A 24,758-nucleotide genomic window follows, 5' to 3' on the forward strand; every position below is an offset into this window, starting at 1 on the left:
GCGGGGCTCACAGCCCGCGCGCCGCGTAGGCCCGGACATCCGCGTCCGAGTCGGCCGTGGCCGTGGCGAGGGCCGCGCGGGCCTCGGTGGTGGTCCGGTGCCGGCTCAGGGACAGGACCGCCGCCTTGCGGACATCGGCGTTCGGGTCGGCGAGGGCCTTGGCGAGGGCGGGCACGGCCGTGTCGGCCAGTGCGGCGGACAGCGCGGTCGCGGCGCCGGACCGGACCTGCCAGGCCGGATCGGACAGGGCGGCCACGGCACGGGCAGCCAGCGACGCCGGGCAGCCGGTGGCGGCCAGCGCACCCAGCGCGGCACCGCGCACCAGAGGGTCGCCGTCCTCGGTGAGCCGGTCCAGAGTCGCGGTCAGCAGGTCCCGGTCGGTGGCGGCGGCGGAGCCTGAGCCGACCGTGGCCAGGGACTTGGCCACGGTGACGCGGACCTCCCGGGAGGGATCGTCCGCCGCGCCCGCCAGCGGCCGGACCGCGTCCACCGAGACGAGTGCCCGCACGGCCTCCGTCCGGACGGCGATGTCGGGGTCGTCCAGCGCCGCCGCGAACACCGCGGCCTCGCCGAGCCGCAGTGCTCGCAGCACATCGAGGGCGGCGGCACGGACCACCGGGTCGGCCTGGGTGAGCGCACTGGTGAGAGCGGCGCCCAGGGCGGGTTCGGCCGGCAGCGTCTCGACGAGTTCGCGCAGTGAGGCGGCGGCGGTCGCGCGGACCTCGGCATCGGGATCGGTGAGCGCACGGGCGAGGGCCTGCCCGGTGCCGGGCGGCAGGGTCTCCGTGAGCACCGAGACGGCGGTGCGGCGGACCGCGGGATCCGAGTCGGCCAGATAGGGCTCGACCGCGGCGAGTTCGGGCTCCGCCTCGGCCAGATCCAGCAGCTCCAGCAGCCGGGGCGAAGCGGAGTCGCCGGCGCCCGCCCGGTCCACGGAACCGGCGGTACGCGCGGGCGTGGGCCCCGCGGCCACCGGCGCCACCTCACGCGGCCCGGCCGTGGCCACATGCTCGGCACGGACCTCGCCCAGTTGCCGGGAGGGACCGCCGACAGGCGTGAACTCCGCCACCGGAACCAGATAGGGGGCCACGGGACGAGCCGTGAACTCCATCGCACCAGAGGGGGACTTGTGCAGATCGAGATGATGGAACCAGGAGGCGTCGTCCCGCCCGGGGTGGTCGAGACGTTCGTGGTAGAGGCCCCAGCGGGACTCCGTACGGGCCAGGGAGGCGCGGGCGGCCATCTCCGCGCAGTCGCGTATGAAGGAGACCTCGGCGCAGCGCATCAGCTCGTGGGGGGTGCGGGCACCCATCGCGTCGATGTCGGCGCGCATCCGCTCGAACGCCTCCAGCGCGAGGGAGAGCCGCGCGCCGGACTTCGGCGGTGCCACGTAGTCGTTCACGAAGCGGCGCAGCTTGTACTCGACCTGGGTCTGCGGCGGGCCGTCCGGGTGGCGCAGCGGGCGGTAGATCAGTTCGTGCGCCTCGCGCACCTGGTCCGCGGGAAGCTCACCGCCGTACGCCTTGTGCCGTGCGGCGTCCGCGCCGGCGAGGTCGCCGAAGACGAAAGCGCCGATCATGTAGTTGTGCGGGACGCAGGCGAGGTCGCCGGCGGCGTACAGACCGGGGACGGTCGTGCGCGCGTGGTCGTCGACGCGCACGCCGGACGCGGAATGGCCGCCGCACAGGCCGATCTCGGAGATGTGCATCTCGACGTCGTGGGTGCGGTAGTCGTGCCCACGGCCGGCGTGGAAGGTACCGCGGGTGGGCCGCTCGGTGGAGTGCAGGATGGACTCCAGCGCGGAGACCGACTCCTCGGGCAGGTGGCTGAGCTTGAGGTAGACCGGGCCGCGGTCGCTGGCGACCTCGGCGGCGAACTCGGCCATCATCTGCCCCGACCAGTAGTCGGAGTCGACGAAGCGCTCGCCGTGCCGGTTGACCTGGTAGCCGCCGAAGGGGTTGGCGACGTAGGCGCAGGCCGGCCCGTTGTAGTCCTTGATCAACGGGTTGATCTGGAAGCACTCGATGCCGGTCAGCTCGGCGCCCGCGTGGTAGGCCATGGCGTACCCGTCACCGGCGTTGGTGGGGTTCTCGTACGTGCCGTAGAGGTAACCGGAGGCGGGCAGGCCGAGCCGGCCGCAGGCACCGGTCGCCAGGATCACCGCGCCCGCGCGGACGGTGACGAAGGCGCCGGTACGGGTGTGGAACCCGACGGCACCCACGGCCCGCCCCTCGGCGGTGAGCACCCGGACGGGCATCAGCCGGTTCTCGATCCGGATCCGCTCCCGCATCTCGCGCCGCCGCAACTGCCGGTACAGGACCTTTTTGACGTCCTTGCCCTCTGGCATCGGCAGTACGTACGAGCCGGAGCGATGCACCTGGCGGACCGCGTACTCGCCGTGCTCGTCCTTCTCGAACTTGACCCCGTACGACTCCAGCCGCTGGACCATCGCGAAGCCGCGGGTGGCGGTCTGGCGGACGGTGGACTGGTCGACGATGCCGTCGTTGGCGCGGGTGATCTCGGCGACGTAGTCATCGGGCTCGGCACGGCCGGGGATGACGGCGTTGTTGACGCCGTCCATGCCCATGGCGAGCGCACCGGAGTGCCGGACGTGGGCCTTCTCCAGCAGCAGGACGCTCGCGCCGCGCTCGGCGGCGGTCAGGGCGGCCATGGTGCCGGCGGTGCCGCCGCCGATGACGAGGACGTCGCAGGTCAGCTCCTCGGCGTCGGTGACGGCGGGAATCTCCAGGGGGGCGGGCGCGGGGGTGGTCACCAGGATGCCTTTCAGGTACCGAGCGAGGTCAGGATGGAGCGGCGCAGCGCCGCTCGGGCTGGATCGTCGACGGCCGCACGGTCACGGGGGCGCGGCACCTCGTGTACGGCGGACACACGCCCGGAGCCCAGCAGGGCCACGCGGTCACCGAGGAAGAGGGCCTCGTCCACGTCGTGCGTGACGAAGACGACGGTCGCGCGCGTGCCGCGCAGCACCTCCACCAGCAGGTCCTGCATGCCGGAGCGGGTCTGCGCGTCGAGGGCGCCGAAGGGCTCGTCCATGAGGACCGCGCGCGGACTGTCGGCCAACGCCCGGGCCAGCTGGGCGCGCTGGCGCTGCCCGCCGGACACCCGGTGCGGCAACTGCGCCGCCTGCGCGCTGAGGCCGACCCGCGCGAGCCACGACTCGGCCCGGGAACGCCGCTTCGCGCGTGGTACGCCCCTGATGGCGAGCGGGAGTTCGACGTTTCCGCGCAAGGTGCGCCAAGGCAGCAGCGCGTCCTCCTGGAAGACCAGCGCGCGGTCGGCCGACGGCCCGGTCAGCGGGCTGCCGTCCACCTCGGCCGTGCCGCCCAGCGGCGGCAGCAGCCCGGCGAGCGTGCGCAACAGTGTGGACTTGCCGCAGCCGGAGAGGCCGACGACGGTGAGGATCTCGCCGGGGGCGACCTCCAGGTCGACGCCGTGGAGGACCGGAGCGTCCGGGCGGCCTAGGACGGCGGAACGGAAGGCGAGCCGGGTGCCACCCCGGGCCTTGGCCGCGGCCCCGGCGGGAGCGGTGACGGTCTCAGACGAGATGCTCATCGCGGGCCTCCTCGGTGTGGTTCTGGCCCTGCTGCTCGGCCTGGTGCTGCTGCTGGGGATCGCCGTCGGGGCGAGCGGGGGCGGCGAGCGGCCTGGGCGCGCGGGGACGGCCTGCGGGCACGTACGAGGTGCGGGGCAGCCAGCGGGTCAGCCGGCGGCCGAGGAGTTCGACGGCCGTCGAGGTGATCCAGCCGAGCACACCGATCGTGACCATGCCGACGAAGACATCCGGGTAGTCGACCACCGTGTAGTCCTGCCAGGTCCGGTAGCCGACCCCGTACTGGCCGGAGATCATCTCGGCGGAGATCACGCAGATCCAGGACACGCCGATCCCCACCGACAGTCCGCCGAAGATGCCGGGCAGCGCGCCCGGCAGCACGACCGAGCCGAGGATGCGGAGCCGGCCGCCGCCCATGGTGCGCACCGCCTCCTCCCATACCGGGGTCAGCGCGCGCACCGCGTGCCGGGTTGAGACCATCACCGGGAAGAAGGCGGCGGTGCAGGTGATGAAGACGATGCCCTGTTCGTTCGAGGGGAACATGAGGATCGCGACCGGGACGAGGGCGATCGCCGGGATCGGGCGGACGACTTCCAGCACCGGGCCGAGCAGGTCCTCGGCAAGGCGGGAGCGGGCCACGAGCACGCCCACCGCCACGCCGAGGACGGCCGCGAGCGCGAAGCCGGTCAGGATGCGGGTCAGGCTGTCGGTGAGGTCGGTCCAGTAGTCGTCGCCGGAGAGCCGGTCGGCGAAGGCGTGGGCTACGTCGGTGACCGTCGGGAACTGCGAGAACCGCAGCCACAGGTCGACGTCCAGGCTGGTCAGCAGCTGCCACAGACCGAGGGCGGCGGCAAGGGAGGCCGTCCGCAGCGCATACCGGAACAGGGGCCGACGGGTCATGAGGCCCGCTCCAGCGCCTCGCGGTACGACACCGTACGCGCGCCGCCGTGGGCAGAGAGGTAGTCCCGCGCGGTTGCCGGGGTGACGAAGGGCAGCAGCCGGTCGCCGTCGGCCACCCAGACCGCCTTGTCGGCGAACCAGAGGGTGCCGGTCGTGGTGTCGGGTACGTAGGCGGCGCGGATGCCGTCCTGGTGCGCGGCCAGGTAGGCCAGCAGTTGCTCAGAAGACTTGAAGGAGAGGGTCTTCTCGCTGCCCTTGGCCCACACCTCGCTCGCGGCCGGCGGGGGCGCCGTGGTGAGTCGCTTGGCGTACGACGCGCCGAGGGCCTTCTTCACGTACTGGTCGTCCACGAAGGAGTCCACGTCGATGTCGCCGGTCAGCTTGGCGGCCTTCAGTACGGACACGTCCTGTTCCAGGGCGGAGACGAGTCGTGGCGAGAGCGCCGGGTTGAACGTGGCGATGCCGTGGGCGCCGTTGTAGAGGTAGACGACCTCGGCGGGCAGGCCGGTGGCCTTGGCGACCTTCTCGGCGGCGGTGACGGGATGGCTGTTGAGGTAGTCCGTCGCCTGGTCCTGCGCCTTGAGGAAGGCTTGCAGGACGGCAGGGTGCTGCTGGGTGAAGTCCTCGCGCGCGGTGACGCCATGGAAGGTGGGCAGGTTCAGCTGGGCGCCGTCGTACAGGGCCTTCGCCTTGCCCTGGTAGGTGAGCAGGCCCGGCCAGGCGACGAACTGTGACAGCGCGTCCGCGCTGCCGGCCGACAGGGCGGACGCGCCCACCGCGGGTTGCTGGTTGAGCTTGGAAATCCCCTTGTCCGGGTCGATGCCGGCCCGTTGCAGGGCACGTACCAGGGTGCCGTCGGCGGCCGAGCCGATGCTCGTCGAGACCTTCTTGCCCCTCAGGTCCTTCAGTGACGTGAGCGTGGAGTCGGGGGCTGTGACGACGGTGTTGAGGCCGCCGCGCAGGTTGTAGCCGGTGACGGAGACCAGGTGAGTCGGGCTGCCGAGCTGTTTTCCGCGGGCCGCGTTGAGCAGCAGCGGGAAGTCACCCATCGAACCGATGTCGATCTTGCCGGCCGTCATCTGGGCGGTGATCGGGGCGCCGGTGGCGTAGTCCTGCCAGTCGACCTTGTAGGTGTGGCCGTCGTGCAGGGCGTTGAGCTGCTTCTCGAAGTACCCGAGGGAGCGCAGCAGGGTTCCCGCGGTGACGGTGTTGATGGTCTTCGACTGGTAACCGATTGTCACGGTGACCGTGGAGCCGCTGCCCGCCTCCGCGCTGCCGCCGCACGCGGACAGGGGCAGCAGGAGCGTGGCGGCGGACAGGGCGACTGCCGTGCGTTTCATGGTGGTTGTACCTCTCACCGCAGCAGGTAGGGCATGTTGACCGTGACGGCTCCGGTGGGGCAGCGCGCCGCGCACGGGCCGCAGTACCAGCACTCGTCGACGTGCATGTACGCCTTGCCGCTGCTCTCGTCGATGGCGAGGGAGTCCAGCGGGCACATGTCCACGCAGAGGGTGCAGCCGTCGATGCACTTCGACTCGTCGATGGTCACGGGCACGTCGGCCCGCTGGGGCACCAAGGGCATGGCTGTCTCCAGGAAACGTGCAGGCAAGGGTGGTTACGACCGGTGCAGCAGGCCGCTCATGGTGATGCGGTCGCCGCGGAAACGGATGAACTCCAGGTCGACGGGGCGGCCGTCGGCGAGGTGTGTGAGGCGCTCCAGCATGAGCACGGCCGCGCCACGCGGAGCCTGAAGTACGGCCGCGGAATGCGCGTCCGCGTTGACCGCCTCCAGGGTGATCTCGGCATGGCCGAGAGGCCGGCCGGTGATGGCTTCCAGGAGCCGGAAGACATCGGTGTTCTCCAGGTCGGCGCCGAGCAGGTCGGCGCCGATGTCGAGTGGGATGTAGGTGAGGTCGAGGGAGAGCGGGAGGCCGTTCAGGCGACGCAGGCGTTCGATGTAGAGGACGTCGGAGCCGGGCGGGACACGGAGGCGTTCGGCCACGGGGACGGGTGCGGGGGCGGGGCCCATGGTGCGGACCTCGTTGGTGACGCGGCCGTGTTCGCGGAGGGTTTCCGCGAGGCCCATCAGACGGTCGAGCCCGTGGGGGTACTTCCGGGCGACGACGACGGTGCCGACTCCGGGCAGCCGGTCCACCAGGCCCTCGGCACGGAGCAGGTCCAGGGCCTGACGGACGGTGTTGCGGGAGGCGCGGTAGTCGGTGGCGAGGGTGGACTCGTGGGGAAGGGTGCCGTTCTGGAAGGCGCCGGTGAGGATCTGGCGGCGCAGCAGGTCGGCGAGCTGCCGGGCCTGGTCCGCACGCAGCCGACGCCGTGCGCGGTGGGCGGCGACAGTGGTCGCGGCACCCTGCCCGGCATGGTCTCGGGGGCGGTCGTTGGCTGGCATGGCTGGAACCATACCTACGAGGTAGGGAATGGCGTGTTGCTGGAGTGTTGCGCCAGGTGACGACCCCTTGGGTAAGTCGCTGACCTGGGCTTTTACATCCTTGCGTGGCAAGATCTGCCACCCGGCGGCACGGTCAGGGCAACGCCGTCAGGCCCCGTGCGGTCAGGCCCGGAGTGGTCAGGACAGCGCCGTCAGGCCCGGCGCGAAAGTGATCAGCAGGGGCAGCAGCGGCACCAGCGCGGCCACCGTCGTCGTCAGCGCCCGGTGCCGGCGCAACAGCCGTGGCGGCGGCTCCAGCAGGCGGTCCACGCGTTCACCGAGGAGGCGACGGCTGGAGTCGCAGGACAGGACACCCCGGTGCTGGTTCAGCTCGATCAGGGCGAGGGCGGTGGTGAGGTGCCCGCAGCGCCGGGACGCCGTGTCGTCGGCTGCCAGCTCCACCAGGCGGTGCGTCTGGTCGCAGAAGTGGGCGAAGAGCGGTACGCGCGGGAAGCCCGTGGCCAGTGCGGTGGACAGGTGCAGCAGCCAGTCGTGGTGGGCGCGGGCGTGTCCGCGCTCGTGGGTGAGGACGGCGTCCAGCTGCAGATCGGTGAGGCGTTGCAGAGCCCCCGTGGTGACGACCAGTTGCGGCGGGTGTCCCGGCATCCACCAGGCGTCCGGGTACTCCTCCTCCAGCACCAGCATCGGCCCGCGCGCCGGCGGCAGACCGGCCGGCAACTCTGGGGCGCGTTCGCGCAGCTGCGCCCGGGCCTGGCCCCGGCTGCGGCGGGCCTCGACCAGTTCCCGGCCCAGCATCGCCGTCGTCCAGGCGGCTCCGCAGGCCAGCAGCACGGTGAGGGCGGCGGCCCACACCGGTGCGGTGGAAAGGTCGTAGGCGGCGGTGACGGAGGGCGGAGCGGGTGCGAACACCCGGTCGCGGACGGTGTGGAACACGGCCGCCGCGCCCAGGACCAACGCGGTCAGGCAGCACAGCAGGACGGTGGCTACCAGGCACTGCCACACCCACAGCGCGACCACGGGTTCCCGCTCGGGCCAGGCCGCCCGGGTCAGCGCGCGCGGCGCCGGCATGGCGGCCGTCAGGGCGACGACGCTCAGCAGGAGCAGGCAGACGGTCATGCCGGGGCTCCGGTTCCTGGTCGGAGAGGCGTGCGGGTCGGTGGTGCCGGGCACGCGGCGCACGGTCGGGTGCCGCGCGGGGTGCGTGTCACTGCCAGTATGGCGAAGACAGCCCTGTGAGTCAGGTGCCGGCGACGATCCGCCCCGACCGGGGTGCGCGCGGGTGAGCGGCCTGTTGGAGCCGGTGCACTGTTGGTGCCGATCAGCTCACGGTACGCGCGCGTGCCCGCGCCTCGCCGGGGGTGCGGCACAGCAGGCCGCTGCCGGTTCGCGGCAGGCCCGGGCGGGCAGTACCCAGGCCGAGGTACCCCGTCCGTCGCGAGGACCAGCCGCAGGCGGCCGTGGCGTCGGCGAGGGGGCCCGCCTCGCGGGCCGTGGCTGGAGCCGGGCCAGGTGCCGGCGGACCGGGGCACCGGCCAGGGGGCGGCCGGGTGCCCCGTCCCGCGCGCGGGGGCCCGCTCGGGGACTGTCCCGTCCGCCCCGGGTCGTCCGGTGCGGCGCGCGACGCCCGCGACGGCGAAAGAGGTCCCGCTCGCTGACAAGGCGCGCCGGCGGTGTCGTGGCTCAGCCCGTAACGACCCGTCCGCTGACCTCGCCCAGTCCCACCCGGCGGCCGTCCGCGCCCGGTGCCCATGCCGACAGTGTCACCACGTCCCCGTCCTCCAGGAAGGTGCGCTTGCCGTCCGGCAGTTCGATGGGGTCGCGGCCGTTCCAGGTCAGTTCCAGCAGCGAGCCGCGCTGCTGTTCGGCGGGGCCGCTCACCGTGCCCGAGCCGTACAGGTCGCCCGTGCGCAGCGAGGCGCCGTTCACCGTCATGTGGGCGAGTTGCTGGGCGGCGGTCCAGTACATGGTGGAGAACGGCGGCTCGGAGACCACATGGCCGTTGATCGCGACGGAGATGCGCAGGTCGTACCCGTCGGGTTCCGCGCCGGGGGCGGAGTCGTCCAGGTAGGGCAGCAACGGGTACGTGCGCTCCGGGGGCGCCACGCGCGCGTGTTCCAGCGCCTCCAGCGGCGTGATCCACGCCGACACCGACGTCGCGAAGGACTTGCCGAGGAACGGGCCGAGGGGGACGTACTCCCAGGCCTGGATGTCCCGCGCGGACCAGTCGTTCAGCAGGCACAGCCCGAAGACGTGCTCCCGGAAGTCGCCGAGCGCGACCGGACTGCCCAGGTGTGACGGTACGCCCACGACGAAGCCGACCTCGGCCTCGATGTCCAGCCGGATCGACGGGCCGAAGACGGGGGCGGGGTCGGCCGGCCCCTTGCGCTGCCCGGAGGGCCGTACGACGTCCGTGCCCGAGACGACCACCGTGCCGGAGCGGCCGTGGTAACCGATCGGCAGGTGCTTCCAGTTGGGGGTGAGGGAGTCCGCCGCGTCCGGGCGGAAGATCTGGCCGACGTTCCGGGCGTGGTTCTCCGAGGCGTAGAAGTCGACGTAGTCCGCCACCTCGAAGGGCAGGTGCAGGGTCACCTCGGCCAGGGGGTGGAACAGGGGCTCGACCGTCTCGCGGTGCGCCGGGTCGGTGAGCCAGGACGTGACGGCCTGGCGTACCTCCGACCAGGTGGTGCGGCCGGCGGCCAGCAGGGGGTTGAGGGTGGGCCGGGCGAGCAGGGCGTGATGGGGCGAGCCGAGTGCCGCTGCCGTGGCGCCCGCGTCGAGGACGTGGTTCCCGAGCCGGACGCCGATCCTCCGCTCCGTGCTGCCGGAAGGCGAGAACACGCCATAGGGGAGGTTGTGCGGACCGAAGGGGTCACCCTCGGGGACGTCGAAGGGGGGCATGGGGGTGCTGCCTCGCTCTCATCCAGGCCATGCATGGCGATGCGTTCCATGTGGTCGAGCCACACGTTACGGCCGTCCTGCGTGTCTTGGGCAGTGCCCAATGACGTGCTCGAAAGGTTGCTCGCACAGTGTCTAAAGAGTTCGTAATGTCCGGATAAGCCTTGTCGGAGGCAGCAATTCCGGCTTAGCGTCCTTTGGGACTCGGACGGGGTGGGTCCGATCCGTTGGGGGGACACGTGGGGGGACCCGTGGCCGGAAACGCCGTCAGCGTGCCCGTGCACGCCGACCGTGAGGTGCCCGGACTGATCGTCAAGTTCGGTGACTACCCGCTGCACCACGGAGGTGTCGGCGCGATCCGCAGCCTGGGCCGCCTGGGCGTGCCCATGTACGCCGTCACCGAGGACGCGTACACACCGGCGGCCTCTTCGCGCTACCTGAGGAAGGCGTTCGTGTGGCCGACGACCGGCGCGGAGGACCCGGGCCGCCTGGTCGAGGGACTGCTGCGCATCGGCCGCCGGATCGGCCGCCCGGCCGTGCTGTTCCCGACCGACGAGGAGGCCGCCGTCCTGATCGCCGAGCACCAGGACGAGCTGGCCGGACCTTTTCTCTTTCCGCGTGTCGACCCCGCGCTGCCCCGCCGCCTGGCCAGCAAGCAGGGACTGCACGACCTGTGCGGGGAGCACGGCGTCGCGAGCCCCACGGCCGCTTTCCCGCGGTCGTACGGCGAGATAGTCGCCTTCGCCGACACGGCCCTCTTCCCGGTGGTGGCCAAGAACCGTGAGGCGTTCGTCCGGCGCCGTAGGCCCGCCGTGAACGGCACCACGAGGATCGGCACGCGCGCGGGACTGCTCAGCCTGGCCCGCGACTGGGGCGACGATCCCGGCGTGATCCTCCAGGAGTACCTGCCGCGGGAGGAGGCCGAGGACTGGATCGTGCACGCCTGCTTCGACCAGGACTCCAGTCCGCTCGCGATGTTCACCGGCGTCAAGGTCCGCTCCTGGCCACCGCACGTCGGCATGACGGCGAACGCGTACGTCGTCGACAACCCGGAACTCGCCGACCTCGCCGCTCGTTTCATCAAGCGGATCGGCTTCACCGGCATCATCGACCTCGACCTGCGCTTCGACCGGCGCGACGGACAGTACAAGCTCCTCGACTTCAACCCGCGCATGGGCGCCCAGTTCCGGCTCTTCGAGAACGAGTCGGGAGTGGACGTCGTCCGCGCGATGCACCTGCACCTGACCGGCCGCGCCGTACCGGAGGGGAAACAGCGCGCCGGCCACCGTTACGTCGTGGAGAACATCGACCTCCCCGCCCTCCTCGCCTACCGCCGCAGCGGCTACACGACGCCGCACGCGCCGGCCAGGGCGAGCGGGACGGAGCTGGCCTGGTTCGCGGGTGACGACCCGCTGCCGTTCCTCACGATGCTCGCCCGCTTCGTGCGCCCGGGCACGAAGCACCTCTATCAGCTGTGGCGGACCAGCCGCCGCGGCGGCAGCACATCCACGAAGTAGGCAAGGCCACGGCAGCGTGGCGCACCGCGTCCTGGGGAGGGACTTCGTGATCCGACCGGTTGCAGTCATCGGGGCGGGGCCGTTCGGCCTGTCCACCGCCGCTCATCTGCGAGCGCGCGGCATTCCCGTCCGCGTCTTCGGCGATCCCATGGTGAGCTGGCGGGACCACATGCCCGAGGGCATGCTCCTGAAATCCACGCCCGTCGCCTCCAACTTCGACTGCCCTCAGCCCGGCCACACCCTCGCCGACTACTGCGACGCGGCCGGGATCCGTCGGCTGGTGACCGACGAGGACATCATCCCGGTGGAGACCTTCATCGCCTACGGGGAGTGGTTCCAGCGGAAACTGGTCCCCGAACTGGAACGGGTGCGGGTCGTCTCCGTCGACCGCCACGCGAACGGCGGCTTCGAACTCAAGCTGGACTCCGGCGAACTGTTCACCGCGCGCGCGGTCGTCGTCGCCACCGGCCTGTCCGGCTTCGCCCACCTGCCGGCCGAGCTCGCGTCGGCGGCGGCCGACGGCCCCGGCCCGGCCGCCCCGGTCTCGCACAGCTCCCAGCACCACGACCTCGGCCGGTTCGCCGGCAAGGAGCTGATCGTCGTCGGCGCCGGCCAGTCCGCGCTGGAGACCGCCGCGCTCGCCGCGGAGGCGGGCGCACGCGTGCGCGTGGTCGCGCGCGGGCGCGGCCGGGTCGCCTTCGGAGCCCCGCCCTGGAAGCAGCCGAGGTTCCGTCCCGAGTCCCCGTTCGGCCGCGCCTGGTCGCTGTGGGCACTCACCTACTACCCGCACCCCTACCGCTTCCTGCCCGAGACCACCCGTCACTACCTGGTCCGCCGGGTCCTCGGCCCGCTCGGTGCCTGGTGGCTGCGCGAGCGCTTCGAGAGCGGCGTGCAGGTGCGGGACGTCGAGCAGGTGAGGGGCGCCGAGGTCAAGGACGGCAGCCCCGTGCTCACCGTCCGCACCCATGCCGGCGTCACCGAGCGGCTCACCGCCGACCACGTCATCGCCGCCACCGGCTACCGCGTCGACATGGCGGCCATGGACTTCCTCGGCCACGAGCTGCGCACCCGGCTCGAGGTGAGCCGCGGCGCCCCTCGGCTCGGCCCCGGCTACGTCTCCTCCGAGCCCGGCCTGTACTTCACCGGCCTGCCCGCGGCGGCCTCGTACGGACCGGTGATGCGCTTCGTCTGCGGCACGGAGTTCGCCTCCCCGCGCCTGGCGGACCACCTGGCCGCGGCCCACGGCTAAGCCCGCTCTCCGTGCCGGGCCGTATCAGTGCCGCCATGGGCGCCTCGGCGGGACTCACTTGGGGGCGGACAGCACGTAAGTGCGTGGAACGAGCGATGAGTCGGGGGGACGTGGTGTCCGTATTCTCTGATCATGGACCCCACCCCCCTGGCATATGCACTGATCGCCACCGACCTGGACGGGACGCTGCTGCGCGGCGACGACACCGTCTCCGAGCGGTCGCTCGCCGCGCTCGCGCGGGTGGCGCGGGCCGGTGCCCGGCACCTGGTGGTGACGGGCCGCCCGGTCCCGCGGGTACGGTCCCTGCTCGCGGACCTCGGCTGCACGGGGCTCGCGGTGTGCGGACAGGGAGCACAGGTCTACGACGCCGGGACCGGCCGTCTGCTGTGGTCGGTCCGGCTGGACCGGGAACTGGCGGAGACCGCGCTCGGCAAGATCGAGGCGGAGGTGGGGCAGGTCTACGCGGCCGTCGACCAGGACGGCGTGGACGGGCTCACGCTCATCGAGCCCGGCTACCGGATGCCCCACCCGACGCTGCCCGCGGTGCGGGTCGGCCGGCGCGACGACCTGTGGTGCGAGCCCATCAGCAAGGTACTGCTGCGGCATGCCGACCTGTCCGACGACGAGTTGGCGACCGTGGCACGCTCGGCGGTGGGCTCGCTGGCCACGGTCACCATGTCGGGGCCGGGCACCGTGGAGCTCCAGCCGAGCGGGGTGACGAAGGCGACCGGGCTGGCGCTGGCCGCCGACCGGCTGGGAATCAGCGCCGAACGGGCCCTCGCCTTCGGTGACATGCCCAACGACATCCCGATGTTCGACTGGGCCGGGCGCGGTGTCGCCATGGCCGACGCGCATCCCGAACTCAAGGCGGTGGCCGACGAGATCACCTTGTCGAACGAGGACGACGGCATCGCCGTCGTCCTCGAAGGACTGTTCCCGACCGACTGACCGGCCCCTCAGTAGGCGCCGACCGCCGTGCCCCTGCTCCCGACCCCGGCCGCGCGCCGGCCGCCGTGCGCCTGTCCGGCGGCCGTCGGTTCGCGCCGGACGCGCTTGCCGGTACGGGCCGCACGCGTCTGCCGGTACGGGCCGAACGCGTCGGTCAGTACGCGCCGAACACGTTGTCGATCGACCCGTACCGCGCTGCCGCGTAGTTGCAGGCGGCGGTGATGTTCGCGACCGGGTCGTAGATGTTGAACGACGTTCCGGCGACGTGGTACGCGTTGAACGTCGGGTCGATGACCTGGAGCAGACCCTTGGACGGGATGCCCTTGGCGGCGTTGGAGTCCCAGAGGTTGATGGCGGACGGGTTGCCCGAGGACTCCCGGATGATGTTGCGGTAGATGCCGTTGTAGGTGCCGGGGATCTTCTTCTCGGCCATGATCGCGAGCGACTCGCGGATCCAGCCGTCGAGGTTGTTCGGGTATCCGGCGGGGGTGGTGGCGGCCGTCGTGGCGGTGGTGGGAGCCGCGGCGGCGCTGGTCGCGCCGATGAGCGGCAGGGTGAGGACGGCGACGCCGGTCCCGGCGGCGGCGAGGGCGCGGATGAGGCGGCTGTTCCGGGTACGGACGTGCTGAGCGGCAGCAGACATGGGGAAGTTCCTCTCCGGCGCCTGCGAGGTGAGCTGTCGGGTTCGGGCGGGGAGGTGCCCGGCCGTGCCCTGGAGAAGGCACGGCTTCACCCCGAGCCGTCCCGGTGCGGCGTGTGCCGTCCGGCCCGGCGACTTACCTGGGTCCCCCGCTCCTGCCTACGAATGAGTTCGTCGATGGGTATGCGGGCGGTGGCAGGATTCGGCGTCCGCCCGACGGCCCGGAACGTATGCGAGAGCACATGCCGGGAACAAGTGCCGAATTCATACAACGTGCGATTTGACCTTGATCGATGCCGTATGAGGCGCTTGATCCTTTGCGATTGCCAATTCTCAACTCGCCGACGGGGCAAGGGCTGGAGGGGCTCCGGTGGGCCGGTCGGGCCGAATGGGTGCGTGACCCAATTCACGAAATAGCAAAATACTTCAAATCAGACATGGGGGATTAGGGGGATTTGGGTCGGAAGTCTGAGTGGTGGTGGAACCCGGGGTGCGGTGTGTGTCGTTGTCGTAGTGCCGGTGGGGGAGGAGTGTGGGAAAGAAGGGTGTGGAGAGGTCGCGACACAACGCCCGGATTACGGTTAAGTCAGTAAATGTCCCTTCTTACCGTGTGATCAAAACCATGCTGCTCGTGATCCGATACCGCCCAAGCTGGACCGGTGGGCGCTATCGGTGATCGAAACAGGACCGGATACGCTGACTTGAGTGATGGCAGCGACCTATCGACAAATCGTGTAACCGCCAGCAGACACCAGCAGACAGGAGACCCCTCGTGACCGTCGTCGGGCCGTTCGGGCTGAGCGTGCGGGACCAGGCTCTGGAAGCCGATGTCCAGGCCGGATTGACGGCTGTCGAGGAAGGCTTGCTCGATGCCACCAAGAGCGAGGTCCCGTTCATCACGGAAGCCGCGCAGCACCTCGTGCGGGCCGGCGGGAAGCGATTCCGGCCGCTGCTCGTGATGCTCGCGGCCCAGTTCGGCGACCCGTACGCGCCGGGCATCGTGCCGTCGGCCGTGGTCGTGGAGCTGACCCACCTGGCCACGCTCTACCACGACGACGTCATGGACGAGGCGGCCGTCCGCCGCGGCGTGGACAGCGCCAACACCCGCTGGGGCAACTCCGTCGCGGTCCTCACCGGCGACTTCCTCTTCGCCCGCGCCTCCCAGATCCTCGCCGACCTCGGCCCCGAGGCGGTCCGGGTGCAGGCCCTGGCGTTCGAGCGACTGGTCACCGGCCAGATCCTGGAGACCGCGGGTCCCTCGGACGGCCGCGACCCGGTCGAGCACTACCTGGACGTGCTCGCCGGCAAGACGGGCTCCCTGGTGGCGGTGTCGTGCCGGTTCGGCGCGATGATGTCCGGCGCCGACGAGACGGTCGTCGACGTGCTCACCCAGTACGGCGAACGGCTCGGGGTCGCCTTCCAGCTCGCCGACGACGTCCTGGACATCGCCTCCGACTCCCGCGAGTCCGGCAAGACCCCCGGCACCGACCTGCGCGAGGGCATCCCGACCCTGCCGGTGCTCCGGCTGCGCGAGCGGGCCTCCAAGCTGGGGCTGGCCGAGGACATCGCACTGTGCGAGCTGCTGGCCTCCGACCTCAGCGACGACGCCCGGCACGCCGAGGCGCTGACCGCCCTGCGTGCGCACCCCGCGCTGGAGCAGGCCCGCCGGGACACGGTCCGGTACGCGGAGGAGGCGCGGGCCGCACTGGCCCCCTTGCGTGAATGCGATGCCAAGGCCGCGCTGATGGAACTGTGCGACGCGGTGGTGCACCGCGCCGGCTGACCCGGCAGGGGGGTGCACCGCGCCGGCCGACCCGGCGGGGGACACGCGCGGGGCTCCACCGCGCCTTGCCGGGCCCGGACCGCGCCCCACCGCACACCTGAACGGGCGGCATCGTCCCCCGCGCCCCCTACGGGTTGGGGGGAGATACCGCCGTCGTGTGTCATACCGCAGGCGTACATGGAGTTGGCTCCGAGGGCTGACGCTTCTTCACGGCCGATTTGGTCATATGGAAACCACGGAAATCACCACTCCTCACCGATTCGGGTGAGAATGGCGGCTCAGGTGGACCAGCGTGAGGACAGCCGCCGCCGACGACGGAGGTAAGGCACACATGGCACCGTACGAATCCGACGACGCAGTGGGCGCCGCGCGGGACGAGGACCGGCGCTCCGGCCGGCGCAAGGCCGCGCGGTACGCCGTCCCGGTCGCGGTGGTAGGGGTGGCGGCGGCCACGATCGGGCTGGTCCCGGCGCTCGCCGACTCCGGCGACCCCGACCTGCCGAAGATCACCGCACAGCAGCTCATCGAGAAGATGGCCAAGTCGGACGTGCAGCAGCTGTCCGGCACCGTGAAGATCAGCACAGACCTCGGCCTGCCCGACCTCGGCGGTCTGGAGAACGGCCTGCTCTCCGGGGCGGCCCAGGGCTCCGGCGACGGCTCCTCCGCCGATCCGCAGGCCAAGCTCACCGAGCTGCTGTCCGGCACGCACACCCTGCGGGTCGCCGCCGACGGCCCGGACCGGCAGAAACTGTCGCTGCTGGAGAGCGGCGCCGAGTACAGCCTCATCCACGACGGCAAGGACGTCTGGGGTTACGACAGCAAGAGCAACGAGGTCTACCACTCCACCGCGGCCGACTCCGGCAAGCACCGCGAGGCCGAGCCGCCGGCGACGCCCCAGGACTTCGCCGACGAGGCCCTGAAGGCGGTGGACGACACCACGTCCGTCACCGTCGACGGCACCGCGCACGTCGCCGGACGCGACGCCTACAAGCTGCTGATCCAGCCCAGGCAGTCCGGCAGCACGGTCGGCGCGATAAGCATCGCCGTGGACGCGAGGACCGGCCTGCCGCTGAAGTTCACGCTGACCCCGAAGAGCGGCGGCGCCGCCGTGGTCGACGCGGGCTTCACCCAGGTCTCCTTCGCCCGGCCGGCCGCCTCCACCTTCGACTTCACCCCGCCCAAGGGCGCGAAGGTCACCGAGGAGAAGGACGCGGCGAAGACGCCGGAGCACACCCCGAAGCACACCCCGAAGCACGGCGAGGACTTCGCCGAGGGCCTGGGCGGGCTGAACGTCCTCGGTGAGGGCTGGACGTCCGTCGCGACCTTCGACACCGGCGCCGAGGGCGGCATGCCGACCGGTTCCCAGGGCGGTGACCTCGGCGGCTTCCTCGGCTCGCTCGGCGACCAGGTCTCCGGGAAGTTCGGCAAGGGCATCGTCTTCTCCACCCGCCTGGTCAACGCCCTGATCACCGACGACGGCAAGGTGTACGCCGGTGCGGTGACCAAGGACGCCCTGGTGAAGGCGGCCGACGCGGGGAAGTGACGCCACCGGGTACGACGAGTCGAGGGGGAGCCGATGGCCGAACCGTCCGCCGTGGAACGTGACCCGGCCGGCGCACCCACGCCAGCCCAGGACGGGGCGTCCGCAGGTGCGCCGACGGGCGATCCGGTGGCGGCGCGGGCGAGTGTGATCGCCACGCGCGGCCTCACCAAGCGCTACCGCGGTGGACAGCTCGCCGTGGACGGTCTCGACCTGACCGTCCCGGTGGGCAGCGTCTTCGGCTTCCTCGGCCCGAACGGCTCCGGCAAAACGACCACCATCCGCATGCTGATGGGCCTGATCGAGCCGACCGCGGGCACGGTCCGGGTGCTCGGCCGGTCCATGCCCCGGGCGGCCCGTACCGTCCTTCCACAGGTCGGCGCGCTCATCGAGGGCCCCGCCCTGTACGGCTTCCTCTCCGGCCGGGACAACCTGCTGCGCTACGACGCCGCCGATCCGACCGCCGACCCCCGCACCCGGCGTGCCCGGGTCGCCGCGGCGCTGGACCGGGTCGGCCTCGCGGCAGCCGCGGGCAAGAAGGCCAAGGCGTACTCGCTCGGCATGAAGCAGCGCCTGGGCCTGGCCGCCGCGCTGCTCCAGCCGCGCCGACTGCTCGTCCTGGACGAGCCCACCAACGGCCTCGACCCGCAGGGCATGCGCGAGATCCGTACCCTGATCAGGCAACTGGCCGCCGACGGCACGACCGTCTTCCTCTCCTCCCACCTCCTCGACGAGATCGAGCAGGTGTGCACTCACGCGGCGGTCATGGCGCAGGGCCGGCTCGTCGTCCAGGGCGCGGTGGCCGATCTGGCGGCCGGAGCGCGCGACCGGCTGGCGGTGACCACCCCGGACGCGGCCGAGGCGGCCCGCGTGCTGAAGGAGCTGGGTGTCGCGGACGTGACCGCCGACGGCGACCGGGTGACCGGCGAACCACCCGACCGGGACCTCGCCGAGGTGACCGCGGCCCTGGTCGCCGCGGACGTCCGGGTCCGGGGCCTCACCGTCGAACGCGCCTCCTTGGAGGACGCGTTCGTGGCGCTGACCGGGGAGGGCTTCGATGTCGCGGGCTGAACGGCTGCCCGCAGCCGCCGTACGCGAGCCCAGCCCCCTGTGGACCCTCGGGCTGCTGCGCAGCGAGCTGGTCACCACCCTCCGCCGCTGGCGCACGCTCGCCCTGCTCGGGGTGCTGGCCGCGGTGCCGGTGCTGGTCGGGATCGCGGTGCGGATCGAGACGCGGGACGGCGCGCCGGTGGGCGGCGGACACGGCGAGGGCCCGGCGTTCATCACGCAGATCACCAACAACGGCCTGTTCCTGGTGTTCACCGCGCTGGCCGCGACCCTGCCGTTCTTCCTGCCGATGGCGGTCGGCGTCATCGCCGGGGAGGCGATCGCCGGGGAGGCGGGAGCGGGCACCCTGCGCTACCTGCTGGTGGCCCCGGCCGGCCGCACCCGGCTGCTGCTCACCAAGTACACGACGGTGATGGCCTTCTGCCTGCTGGCGACCCTCGTGGTCGCCGTCTCGGCGCTGGTCGTCGGTGCGCTGTTCTTCCCGCTCGGCGAGCTGACGACGATCTCCGGCACCCGGATCAGTTGTGCCGAAGGGCTCGGCCGCGCCCTGCTGATCGCCCTGGTCGTCGCGGCCTCACTGGTCGGTGTGGCGGCCCTCGGCCTGTTCGTGTCGACCCTCACCAACAGCGGCATCGCGGCGATGGCGACCACGGTCGGTCTGCTCATCACCGTACAGATCGTCGACCAGATACCCCAGCTGCACGCGGTGCAGCCCTACTTGTTCTCCCACTACTGGCTGTCGTTCGCCGACCTGATGCGCGACCCCGTCTACTGGGACGACCTGGTGCGCAACCTCGGCCTCCAAGCGCTGTACGCGGCCGTGTTCGGCTCGGCGGCCTGGGCGCGGTTCACCGCGAAGGACATCAGCGCCTAGCGGTCAGGCACCGGCGGTCTCGTGCGGGAAGCGTGCGAGGGGCGCGTCCTGAGCGAAGAAGGTCTTCGCGCGCGCCAGCGCCTCGGTGTCTTCCAGTACGTCACCGGGCTTGCTGCCACTGCCCAGCAGGACCCCGCCGAAGCGCATGCCCATGTAGGCGGCCGAGTTGTTGAGGGTGCCCACGTACGGATCGGCCACGGACGGCTCGGTGTCCGCCAGCGCGGCGATGCCCCAGAGCGTGCGGCCGGCCAGCGTCGCCTTGAAGTCGAGGCCCGGGGTGCGCAGCCAGCCGGACCAGTGGTCCAGGTAGTTCTTGGTGAGGCCGGACACCGAGTACCAGTACACCGGTGAGGCGATGACGATGTCCGTGGCCGCCAGTGTGGCGTCCAGCAGCAGGCCGGTGGAGGTGTCCGACGACGGTCGTCGGTGGTCGCTGTCGTGCCGCAGGTCCACGAATTCGGGCAGCGGCCGCTCCGCGAGGCGGATCCAGTGCTGTTCGGCGTCGGCCGGCAGCTGTTCGGCGGCCCTGCGGGCCAGCAGCTCGGTGTTGCCTTCGGCGCGCGTGCTGCCGAGGACGAAGAGGAAGCGGCGGCTCATGGGGTCCCCCCAGGTGTGTCATGTCGTATCACGAATGAAGGCGTGTGCATCTTATGCACACGCAAGTAACTCTGGCCAGTGGCGGCTGGTGCGAGGCTGTGACGTCGCGGTGACGCGGAAGCCGATGCGAAGCCGACACACTGGTAGGCAGGATGCGTACGACCGGATGGCGACGCCCGGGGGAGTGAGGGACACCGATGGCTCGACTCAGCTTCGAGAAGAAGCGGGCGCGGCAGCCCGTGGGGCACCCCGCGGTGCACGTCCGGGTGTTCGCCACGGGGAGCGCGTCGGTGGGCGGCACGCCGGTCGTGGCGGCGCCCGGCGAGGACATCCAGCAGGCCGTGCTGAACCACCTCCAGCGTCTGGCGATCAGCCTCGGTGCCCCCATACGCGCCACGGTCCAGGACGACCTCGCGGGCTGCGTGGTTCCCCTGGAGGTCGCGGCGGACGGCTCCAGCCGGATGACGGGGGAGCCCGTCGCGATGACGGCACCGGAGACGCCGGGCGCGCCCGCGCAGGTCGTCGCGCAGGGGACCGCGCAGGCACCGACCGGTCAGTTCGGTCCTCCGCCCATGATGGACGCGGCCGTCACGAACCCCGACACGCAGGCCACGACCCCGGACACGCAGACCACGACCCCGGACACGCAGGCCAGGGGCGCGAGCACGCAGGCCAGGGGCGCGAGCGCGCGGATCGCGCACACGGACGCGCCGGCCGTGGGCACCGGCGTACCGGCAGCGGCGGACACCCGCCTCCCGGCAGAGACCGTTGCCCCGGCCGCCATCCCCACAGCCGCGCGAGCCGCCGTCCCCGCACCCGCGCGAGCAGCCGTCCCCGCACCCGCGGAGGCAGTCACCCCCACACCGCCGGAGGTGGTCACCGCTCTGCGGTCGGAGATCGTCACCGCTCCCACCCACACCCCGGCCCGAGGGTTCGACGCCGTCGCCGAGGAGGTGCTCGGGGACGGGCCCCTGACCGAGACCGCCGAGGGTGCGGAGCTGCTCGGCGAACCGATGAGCCGTATCAATGAGGCCGTGCGGGCGGGCCGTGTCGAGGCGGCGGCGGAACTGGCCGACCGGACGCTCACCGAGGCGTCCGCCGTGTTCGGCCCGCACCACGCCGAGGTGCTGCACCTGCGGGAACTGTCCGCCTACATCGCCTACTTGGGCGACGACCCGGTCCGTGCCTGCCGGCTGTCCGTGGACGTCGCCCGGCTGCGCCGCCAGGCGGGCGACGGGGACGCCGCCTACGGCAACGTACGGAGCGCGGCCACCGCCTGGCGTGCGGTGCGCGACCCCGAAGAGGGCCTCCGGCTGGGCCGCGACCTGATCGACCTGTGGACGGACCTCACCACCGAGCCGGGCCCCGCCGCGGACGACGTGCGCCCGCTGGAGTCCGCCCGCGCCCGCATGGTCCGCCTGACCGACCGCGCGGCCAAGGCGGCACAGGCGTGATCGAGCGCGGCCGGGGCCGGCACATGTGACGGAGCAGAGGCGACGGTCCCGCGCGGTCAAGGGGTACCGGCCCCGCGCGGGCGGTGGCGGGGGTGGGACCAGCCCCGCGCAGCCGGAGGCGACGCGAGGTGTCACCGGCCCGCACGGACCCGCGTGGGCTAGGCGCAAGGAGTCACCGGCCCGCGCGGACCCGCTAGCGCGAGGTGCCACCGGCCCGCGCGGACCCGCGTGAGCCAGGCGCAAGCTGTGATCGGCCCGCGCGCGGATTCGCGTGAGCTAGTGCAGGCAGAACTCGTGAGCTAGTGCAGGCAGAACTCGTTGCCCTCCGGATCCGCCATCAGCACCCACTGGCCCGAGGGCTCCTTCACCTCCCGCAGTACCGACGCGCCCAGCGCCTGAAGGCGTGTCACCTCGTCCGCGCGCCGCTCCGGACCGGGGTGGAGGTCGAGGTGGAGCCGGTTCTTGCCGGTCTTGGGCTCCGGTACCCGTTGGAACAGCAGCCGCCGTCCGAGCCCGGTGCCGGTCTCCGGGTCGTACGGGTCGTCGGGATGCCGTACGGCGATCAGGTCACGGAAGGCGGCCCTCCCGTGGTACTCGACGGTCGCCTCCCCGGACAGTGCGCCGAGGGACAGCAGCCGTTCGACCAGGGCGCTGTTGTCCTCGGCCGTGTAATGCAGCGCGGCGGCCCAGAAGTCGGCCTGTGTGTGCGGGTCGGCCGCGTCGATGACGAGCTTCCAGTGCAGCGGGGCAGGCGCCGGTGTGGTCATGGCCCCACTTATAGCCGGATCCGGCGGCGGAAGGGGTGGCTCCGCACCGGTCAGGCGTCCGCCCGGGTCGAGGTCGAGGTCGAGACCGAGGTCGAGGTTGACGTCGAGGTCGATGCCGGGGGCTCGACGGCGCGGGCCGCCGGTACGGTGAGCCGCTCCGGCCGCCTCGCGGAGCGCAGCGCGTCGCCCGTGAGCAGGATCAGCGCCAGCCAGACCAGCGCGAACCCGGCCCACCGCTCGGGCGGCATGGCCTCGTGGAAGTAGACGATGCCGAGCAGGAACTGGAAGATCGGGGCCAGGTACTGGAGCAGGCCCAGCGTGGACAGGGGCACGCGGATGGCCGCCGCGCCGAAGCAGACCAGGGGGACGGCGGTGACGATGCCGGTGGAGGCGAGCAGGGCGGCGTGCCCGGGGCCGCCGTTCGCGAAACTGGCGCCCCCGTGCGCGGTCAGCCACAGCAGATAGCCGAGCGCCGGCAGGAACTGGATCGCGGTCTCGGCGGCCAGCGACTCGACACCGCCCAGGCGGACCTTCTTCTTCACCAGCCCGTAGGTGGCGAAGGAGAAAGCGAGGCACAGGGAGATCCACGGCGGACGGCCGTAGCCCACGGTCAGCACCACGACGGCGGCGAAGCCGACGGCGACCGCCACCCACTGCACCCGCCGCAGCCGCTCCTTGAGGAGCAGCACGCCCATCGCGATGGTGACCAGCGGGTTGATGAAGTAGCCGAGGGATGCCTCGACGACATGGCCGGCGTTCACCGCCCAGATGTAGACGCCCCAGTTCACGGTGATCACACCCGCCGCCACGGCGACCAGAGCGAGCCGCCGGGGCTGGCGCAGCAGCTCCCCGGCCCAGGCCCAGCGACGCACGAACAGCAGCGCGACGGCGACGAACACCAGCGACCACGCCATGCGGTGGGCCAGGATCTCCAGGGCCCCGGCCGGCTTGAGCAGCGGCCAGAACAGGGGGACCAGTCCCCACATCCCGTAGGCGGCGAAGCCGTTCAGCAAGCCCGTGCGGTGCTCACCGTCGGATGTTGCGGCCACGGCCCCTCCTTCTCGCCCGCGCACCCGGCGTGGACGCGCGAAGACGAAGGTAGCGCCGGCCGCCCCCGGCTGTCATGCCCGTATCGCCATACGGTCATGACAGCCGGGGTTCTCGGACGTCAGCCCTCCAGTGCGACGGCGACCGCCTCCGCCAGTGGCGTGGTGGGGCGGCCGGTCAGCCGGGACAGGTCGCCGGAGGAGACGACCAGCTCGCCCTTTTCGATCGAGGCGTCTACGCCGGCCAGGATCCCGGCCAGCGGCGCGGGCAGCCCGGCGCCGGTCAGGATGCCCGTGAGCGCCTCCGTCGTGACCGGGCTGTAGACGATCTGCCTGCCGGTCCGCCGGCTCAGCTCGGCCGCGTACTCGGCGAAGCCCCACGCCTCGTCGCCGCCCAGCTCGTACGTCGTGTTCTCGTGTCCTTCACCGGTCAGCACCGCGACCGCCGCGGCGGCGTAGTCGGCGCGGGAGGCCGAGGAGATCCGGCCGTCTCCGGCGGCCTGCACGACCGCGCCGTGCTCCAGCACCGGCGCCAGGTTCTCGGTGTAGTTCTCGTGGTACCAGCCGTTGCGCAGCAGGCTGTACGGAAGACCGGAGGCGAGCAGTGCCTCCTCGGTCGCCCGGTGGTCGTCGGCCAGCGCGGCCGTCAGGGTGCCCGGGGCGCTGGTGTAGGCGAGGAGGGCCACGCCGGCCGCCTTCGCCGCGTCGATGACGACCGTGTGCTGGCGCACCCGGCCCTTGTCGAACTCGTTGCCCGAGATCAGCAGGACCTTGTCACCGGCCGAGAAGAGGCCGTGGAAGGTCTCGGGCTCGTTGTAGTCGGCGACGGCGAGCCGCACTCCCCGGGCCGCGAGGCCGGCGGCCTTCTCCTTGTCGCGCACGACCGCGGTGATCTGCTCCGCCGGTACCTTCTCCAGCAGCTGCTCCACGACGTGACGGCCGAGATGTCCGGTGGCCCCGGTGACGACGATGCTCATGGTTTCGGAACTCCTTGTGGGATGCCTTGATGACACTCACCGTAGGAGCTGCACTGTCTATGCGAAAGTACCCACTTTGAAGTAAGGTACTGGCATGCTGGTAAGTGGGAAATCCGTGGAGGGCGAAGCGATGTGCCCCCACCGCCTCGTCCTCGAACACGTCACCAGTCGATGGGGCGTCCTCGTCCTCATCGAGCTGCTGGAGCGCCCGTACCGGTTCAGCGAACTCCGACGCGCGATCGGTGCCTACGCCGGCCGTAGCGTCAGCGAGAAGATGCTCACCCAGACCCTCCAGACTCTGGAGCGCGACGGCCTGGTCCACCGGGACGCCAAGCCGGTCATCCCGCCCCGCGTCGACTACTCCCTCACCGATCTCGGCCGCGAGGCGGCGGAGCAGGTGCGGGCCCTCGCCCAGTGGACCCACGACCGCATGGCCCAGGTGGAGAAGGCCCGCCACGCGTACGACGAGAGCCGCCGGGCAGACCACGAGGCCCGGGAAATCCAGTCCCGGGCCTCGTGAAGCACGGA

General features: G+C 71.9%; 22 protein-coding genes and 1 riboswitch. Of the genes, 9 read left to right on the forward strand and 13 right to left on the reverse strand.

From position 1 onward, the window contains the following. Window positions 1-7 precede the first annotated feature (7 nt). From ACIGYR_RS24445 to fahA, 8 genes are all read right to left on the reverse strand, one after another. Window positions 8-2,773, reverse strand: a complete 2,766-nt coding sequence (locus ACIGYR_RS24445) for a fumarate reductase/succinate dehydrogenase flavoprotein subunit (protein ID WP_399596735.1) — start codon at window positions 2,771-2,773, stop codon at window positions 8-10. 11 nt (window positions 2,774-2,784) lie between these two features. Beyond that, window positions 2,785-3,573 carry an ABC transporter ATP-binding protein gene (locus ACIGYR_RS24450; RefSeq protein ID WP_399596738.1) on the reverse strand — a complete coding sequence of 263 codons (789 nt, stop codon included), beginning with the start codon at window positions 3,571-3,573 and terminating at the stop codon, window positions 2,785-2,787. Then, window positions 3,557-4,471: an ABC transporter permease gene (locus ACIGYR_RS24455; protein ID WP_391848139.1), complete on the reverse strand. Its 915-nt coding sequence runs from the start codon at window positions 4,469-4,471 to the stop codon at window positions 3,557-3,559. Before ACIGYR_RS24455 ends, ACIGYR_RS24450 begins: the two co-directional genes overlap by 17 nt. Then, window positions 4,468-5,811, reverse strand: a complete 1,344-nt coding sequence (locus ACIGYR_RS24460; protein WP_399596741.1) for an ABC transporter substrate-binding protein — start codon at window positions 5,809-5,811, stop codon at window positions 4,468-4,470. Before ACIGYR_RS24460 ends, ACIGYR_RS24455 begins: the two co-directional genes overlap by 4 nt. 14 nt (window positions 5,812-5,825) lie before the next feature. After that, a complete protein-coding gene (locus tag ACIGYR_RS24465) occupies window positions 5,826-6,053 on the reverse strand; it encodes a ferredoxin family protein (RefSeq protein ID WP_009338563.1) in 228 nt (75 codons plus the stop codon). A 33-nt stretch (window positions 6,054-6,086) separates the two neighbouring features. Continuing rightward, window positions 6,087-6,875 (reverse strand): GntR family transcriptional regulator, encoded by a 789-nt coding sequence (locus ACIGYR_RS24470; RefSeq protein WP_391848141.1) that lies wholly within the window; start codon window positions 6,873-6,875, stop codon window positions 6,087-6,089. 177 nt (window positions 6,876-7,052) lie between these two features. After that, on the reverse strand, window positions 7,053-7,991 hold the full coding sequence (locus tag ACIGYR_RS24475) for a M56 family metallopeptidase (RefSeq protein ID WP_391848178.1): 939 nt from the start codon (window positions 7,989-7,991) through the stop codon (window positions 7,053-7,055). Window positions 7,992-8,555: 564 nt separating this feature from the next. After that, window positions 8,556-9,773 (reverse strand): fumarylacetoacetase, encoded by a 1,218-nt coding sequence (gene fahA, locus ACIGYR_RS24480; RefSeq protein WP_399596744.1) that lies wholly within the window; start codon window positions 9,771-9,773, stop codon window positions 8,556-8,558. 269 nt (window positions 9,774-10,042) lie between these two features. Here fahA and ACIGYR_RS24485 point away from each other — a divergent pair, with 269 nt between their 5' ends. From ACIGYR_RS24485 to ACIGYR_RS24495, 3 genes are all read left to right on the forward strand, one after another. Next, window positions 10,043-11,287 carry an ATP-grasp domain-containing protein gene (locus ACIGYR_RS24485; RefSeq protein ID WP_399598572.1) on the forward strand — a complete coding sequence of 415 codons (1,245 nt, stop codon included), beginning with the start codon at window positions 10,043-10,045 and terminating at the stop codon, window positions 11,285-11,287. Between the two features lie 46 nt (window positions 11,288-11,333). Beyond that, on the forward strand, window positions 11,334-12,536 hold the full coding sequence (locus ACIGYR_RS24490; RefSeq protein ID WP_399596747.1) for an FAD-dependent oxidoreductase: 1,203 nt from the start codon (window positions 11,334-11,336) through the stop codon (window positions 12,534-12,536). 132 nt (window positions 12,537-12,668) lie between these two features. Continuing rightward, entirely contained in the window at window positions 12,669-13,484 is an 816-nt protein-coding gene (locus tag ACIGYR_RS24495; RefSeq protein ID WP_399596749.1) for an HAD family hydrolase, read from the forward strand. Between the two features lie 154 nt (window positions 13,485-13,638). Here the strand turns inward: ACIGYR_RS24495 and ACIGYR_RS24500 are convergent, their stop codons facing one another. Beyond that, window positions 13,639-14,127, reverse strand: a complete 489-nt coding sequence (locus ACIGYR_RS24500) for a transglycosylase SLT domain-containing protein (RefSeq protein ID WP_399596752.1) — start codon at window positions 14,125-14,127, stop codon at window positions 13,639-13,641. 3 nt (window positions 14,128-14,130) lie between these two features. Further along, a riboswitch (cyclic di-AMP (ydaO/yuaA leader) is annotated at window positions 14,131-14,311 on the reverse strand. Between the two features lie 585 nt (window positions 14,312-14,896). Between ACIGYR_RS24500 and ACIGYR_RS24505 the strand changes: the two genes are divergently transcribed. The 4 genes from ACIGYR_RS24505 (at window position 14,897) to ACIGYR_RS24520 (ending at window position 19,389) form a co-directional block, all read left to right on the forward strand. Beyond that, window positions 14,897-15,907: a polyprenyl synthetase family protein gene (locus ACIGYR_RS24505; RefSeq protein WP_391848146.1), complete on the forward strand. Its 1,011-nt coding sequence runs from the start codon at window positions 14,897-14,899 to the stop codon at window positions 15,905-15,907. A 331-nt stretch (window positions 15,908-16,238) separates the two neighbouring features. After that, window positions 16,239-17,450 (forward strand): outer membrane lipoprotein carrier protein LolA, encoded by a 1,212-nt coding sequence (locus ACIGYR_RS24510; RefSeq protein ID WP_399596754.1) that lies wholly within the window; start codon window positions 16,239-16,241, stop codon window positions 17,448-17,450. 33 nt (window positions 17,451-17,483) lie between these two features. Next, window positions 17,484-18,518, forward strand: coding sequence for an ABC transporter ATP-binding protein (locus ACIGYR_RS24515; RefSeq protein WP_399596757.1), 1,035 nt, complete (start codon window positions 17,484-17,486; stop codon window positions 18,516-18,518). Continuing rightward, on the forward strand, window positions 18,505-19,389 hold the full coding sequence (locus tag ACIGYR_RS24520) for an ABC transporter permease (RefSeq protein ID WP_399596759.1): 885 nt from the start codon (window positions 18,505-18,507) through the stop codon (window positions 19,387-19,389). Before ACIGYR_RS24515 ends, ACIGYR_RS24520 begins: the two co-directional genes overlap by 14 nt. Before the next feature lie 3 nt (window positions 19,390-19,392). Here ACIGYR_RS24520 and ACIGYR_RS24525 read toward each other — a convergent pair whose 3' ends face one another. Further along, entirely contained in the window at window positions 19,393-19,986 is a 594-nt protein-coding gene (locus ACIGYR_RS24525; RefSeq protein ID WP_399596761.1) for a flavodoxin family protein, read from the reverse strand. Between the two features lie 197 nt (window positions 19,987-20,183). Between ACIGYR_RS24525 and ACIGYR_RS24530 the strand changes: the two genes are divergently transcribed. Beyond that, on the forward strand, window positions 20,184-21,440 hold the full coding sequence (locus tag ACIGYR_RS24530; protein WP_399596764.1) for a hypothetical protein: 1,257 nt from the start codon (window positions 20,184-20,186) through the stop codon (window positions 21,438-21,440). 299 nt (window positions 21,441-21,739) lie between these two features. On the opposite strand, the gene ACIGYR_RS24535 is transcribed toward ACIGYR_RS24530, so the two are convergent. The 3 genes from ACIGYR_RS24535 to ACIGYR_RS24545 all read right to left on the reverse strand — a co-directional run bounded on the left by ACIGYR_RS24535 (window position 21,740) and on the right by ACIGYR_RS24545 (window position 24,230). After that, window positions 21,740-22,207, reverse strand: a complete 468-nt coding sequence (locus ACIGYR_RS24535; protein ID WP_391848152.1) for a VOC family protein — start codon at window positions 22,205-22,207, stop codon at window positions 21,740-21,742. Between the two features lie 50 nt (window positions 22,208-22,257). Continuing rightward, on the reverse strand, window positions 22,258-23,256 hold the full coding sequence (rarD, locus tag ACIGYR_RS24540) for an EamA family transporter RarD (RefSeq protein WP_399596766.1): 999 nt from the start codon (window positions 23,254-23,256) through the stop codon (window positions 22,258-22,260). A gap of 119 nt (window positions 23,257-23,375) precedes the next feature. Further along, a complete protein-coding gene (locus tag ACIGYR_RS24545; protein ID WP_399596768.1) occupies window positions 23,376-24,230 on the reverse strand; it encodes an SDR family oxidoreductase in 855 nt (284 codons plus the stop codon). A gap of 94 nt (window positions 24,231-24,324) precedes the next feature. Between ACIGYR_RS24545 and ACIGYR_RS24550 the strand changes: the two genes are divergently transcribed. Further along, a complete protein-coding gene (locus ACIGYR_RS24550) occupies window positions 24,325-24,750 on the forward strand; it encodes a winged helix-turn-helix transcriptional regulator (protein ID WP_399596769.1) in 426 nt (141 codons plus the stop codon). Window positions 24,751-24,758 lie beyond the last annotated feature (8 nt).

Origin of the sequence: Streptomyces sp. NPDC053076 (assembly GCF_044546845.1) — a bacterium.
Classification (GTDB): Bacteria; Actinomycetota; Actinomycetes; order Streptomycetales; family Streptomycetaceae; genus Streptomyces.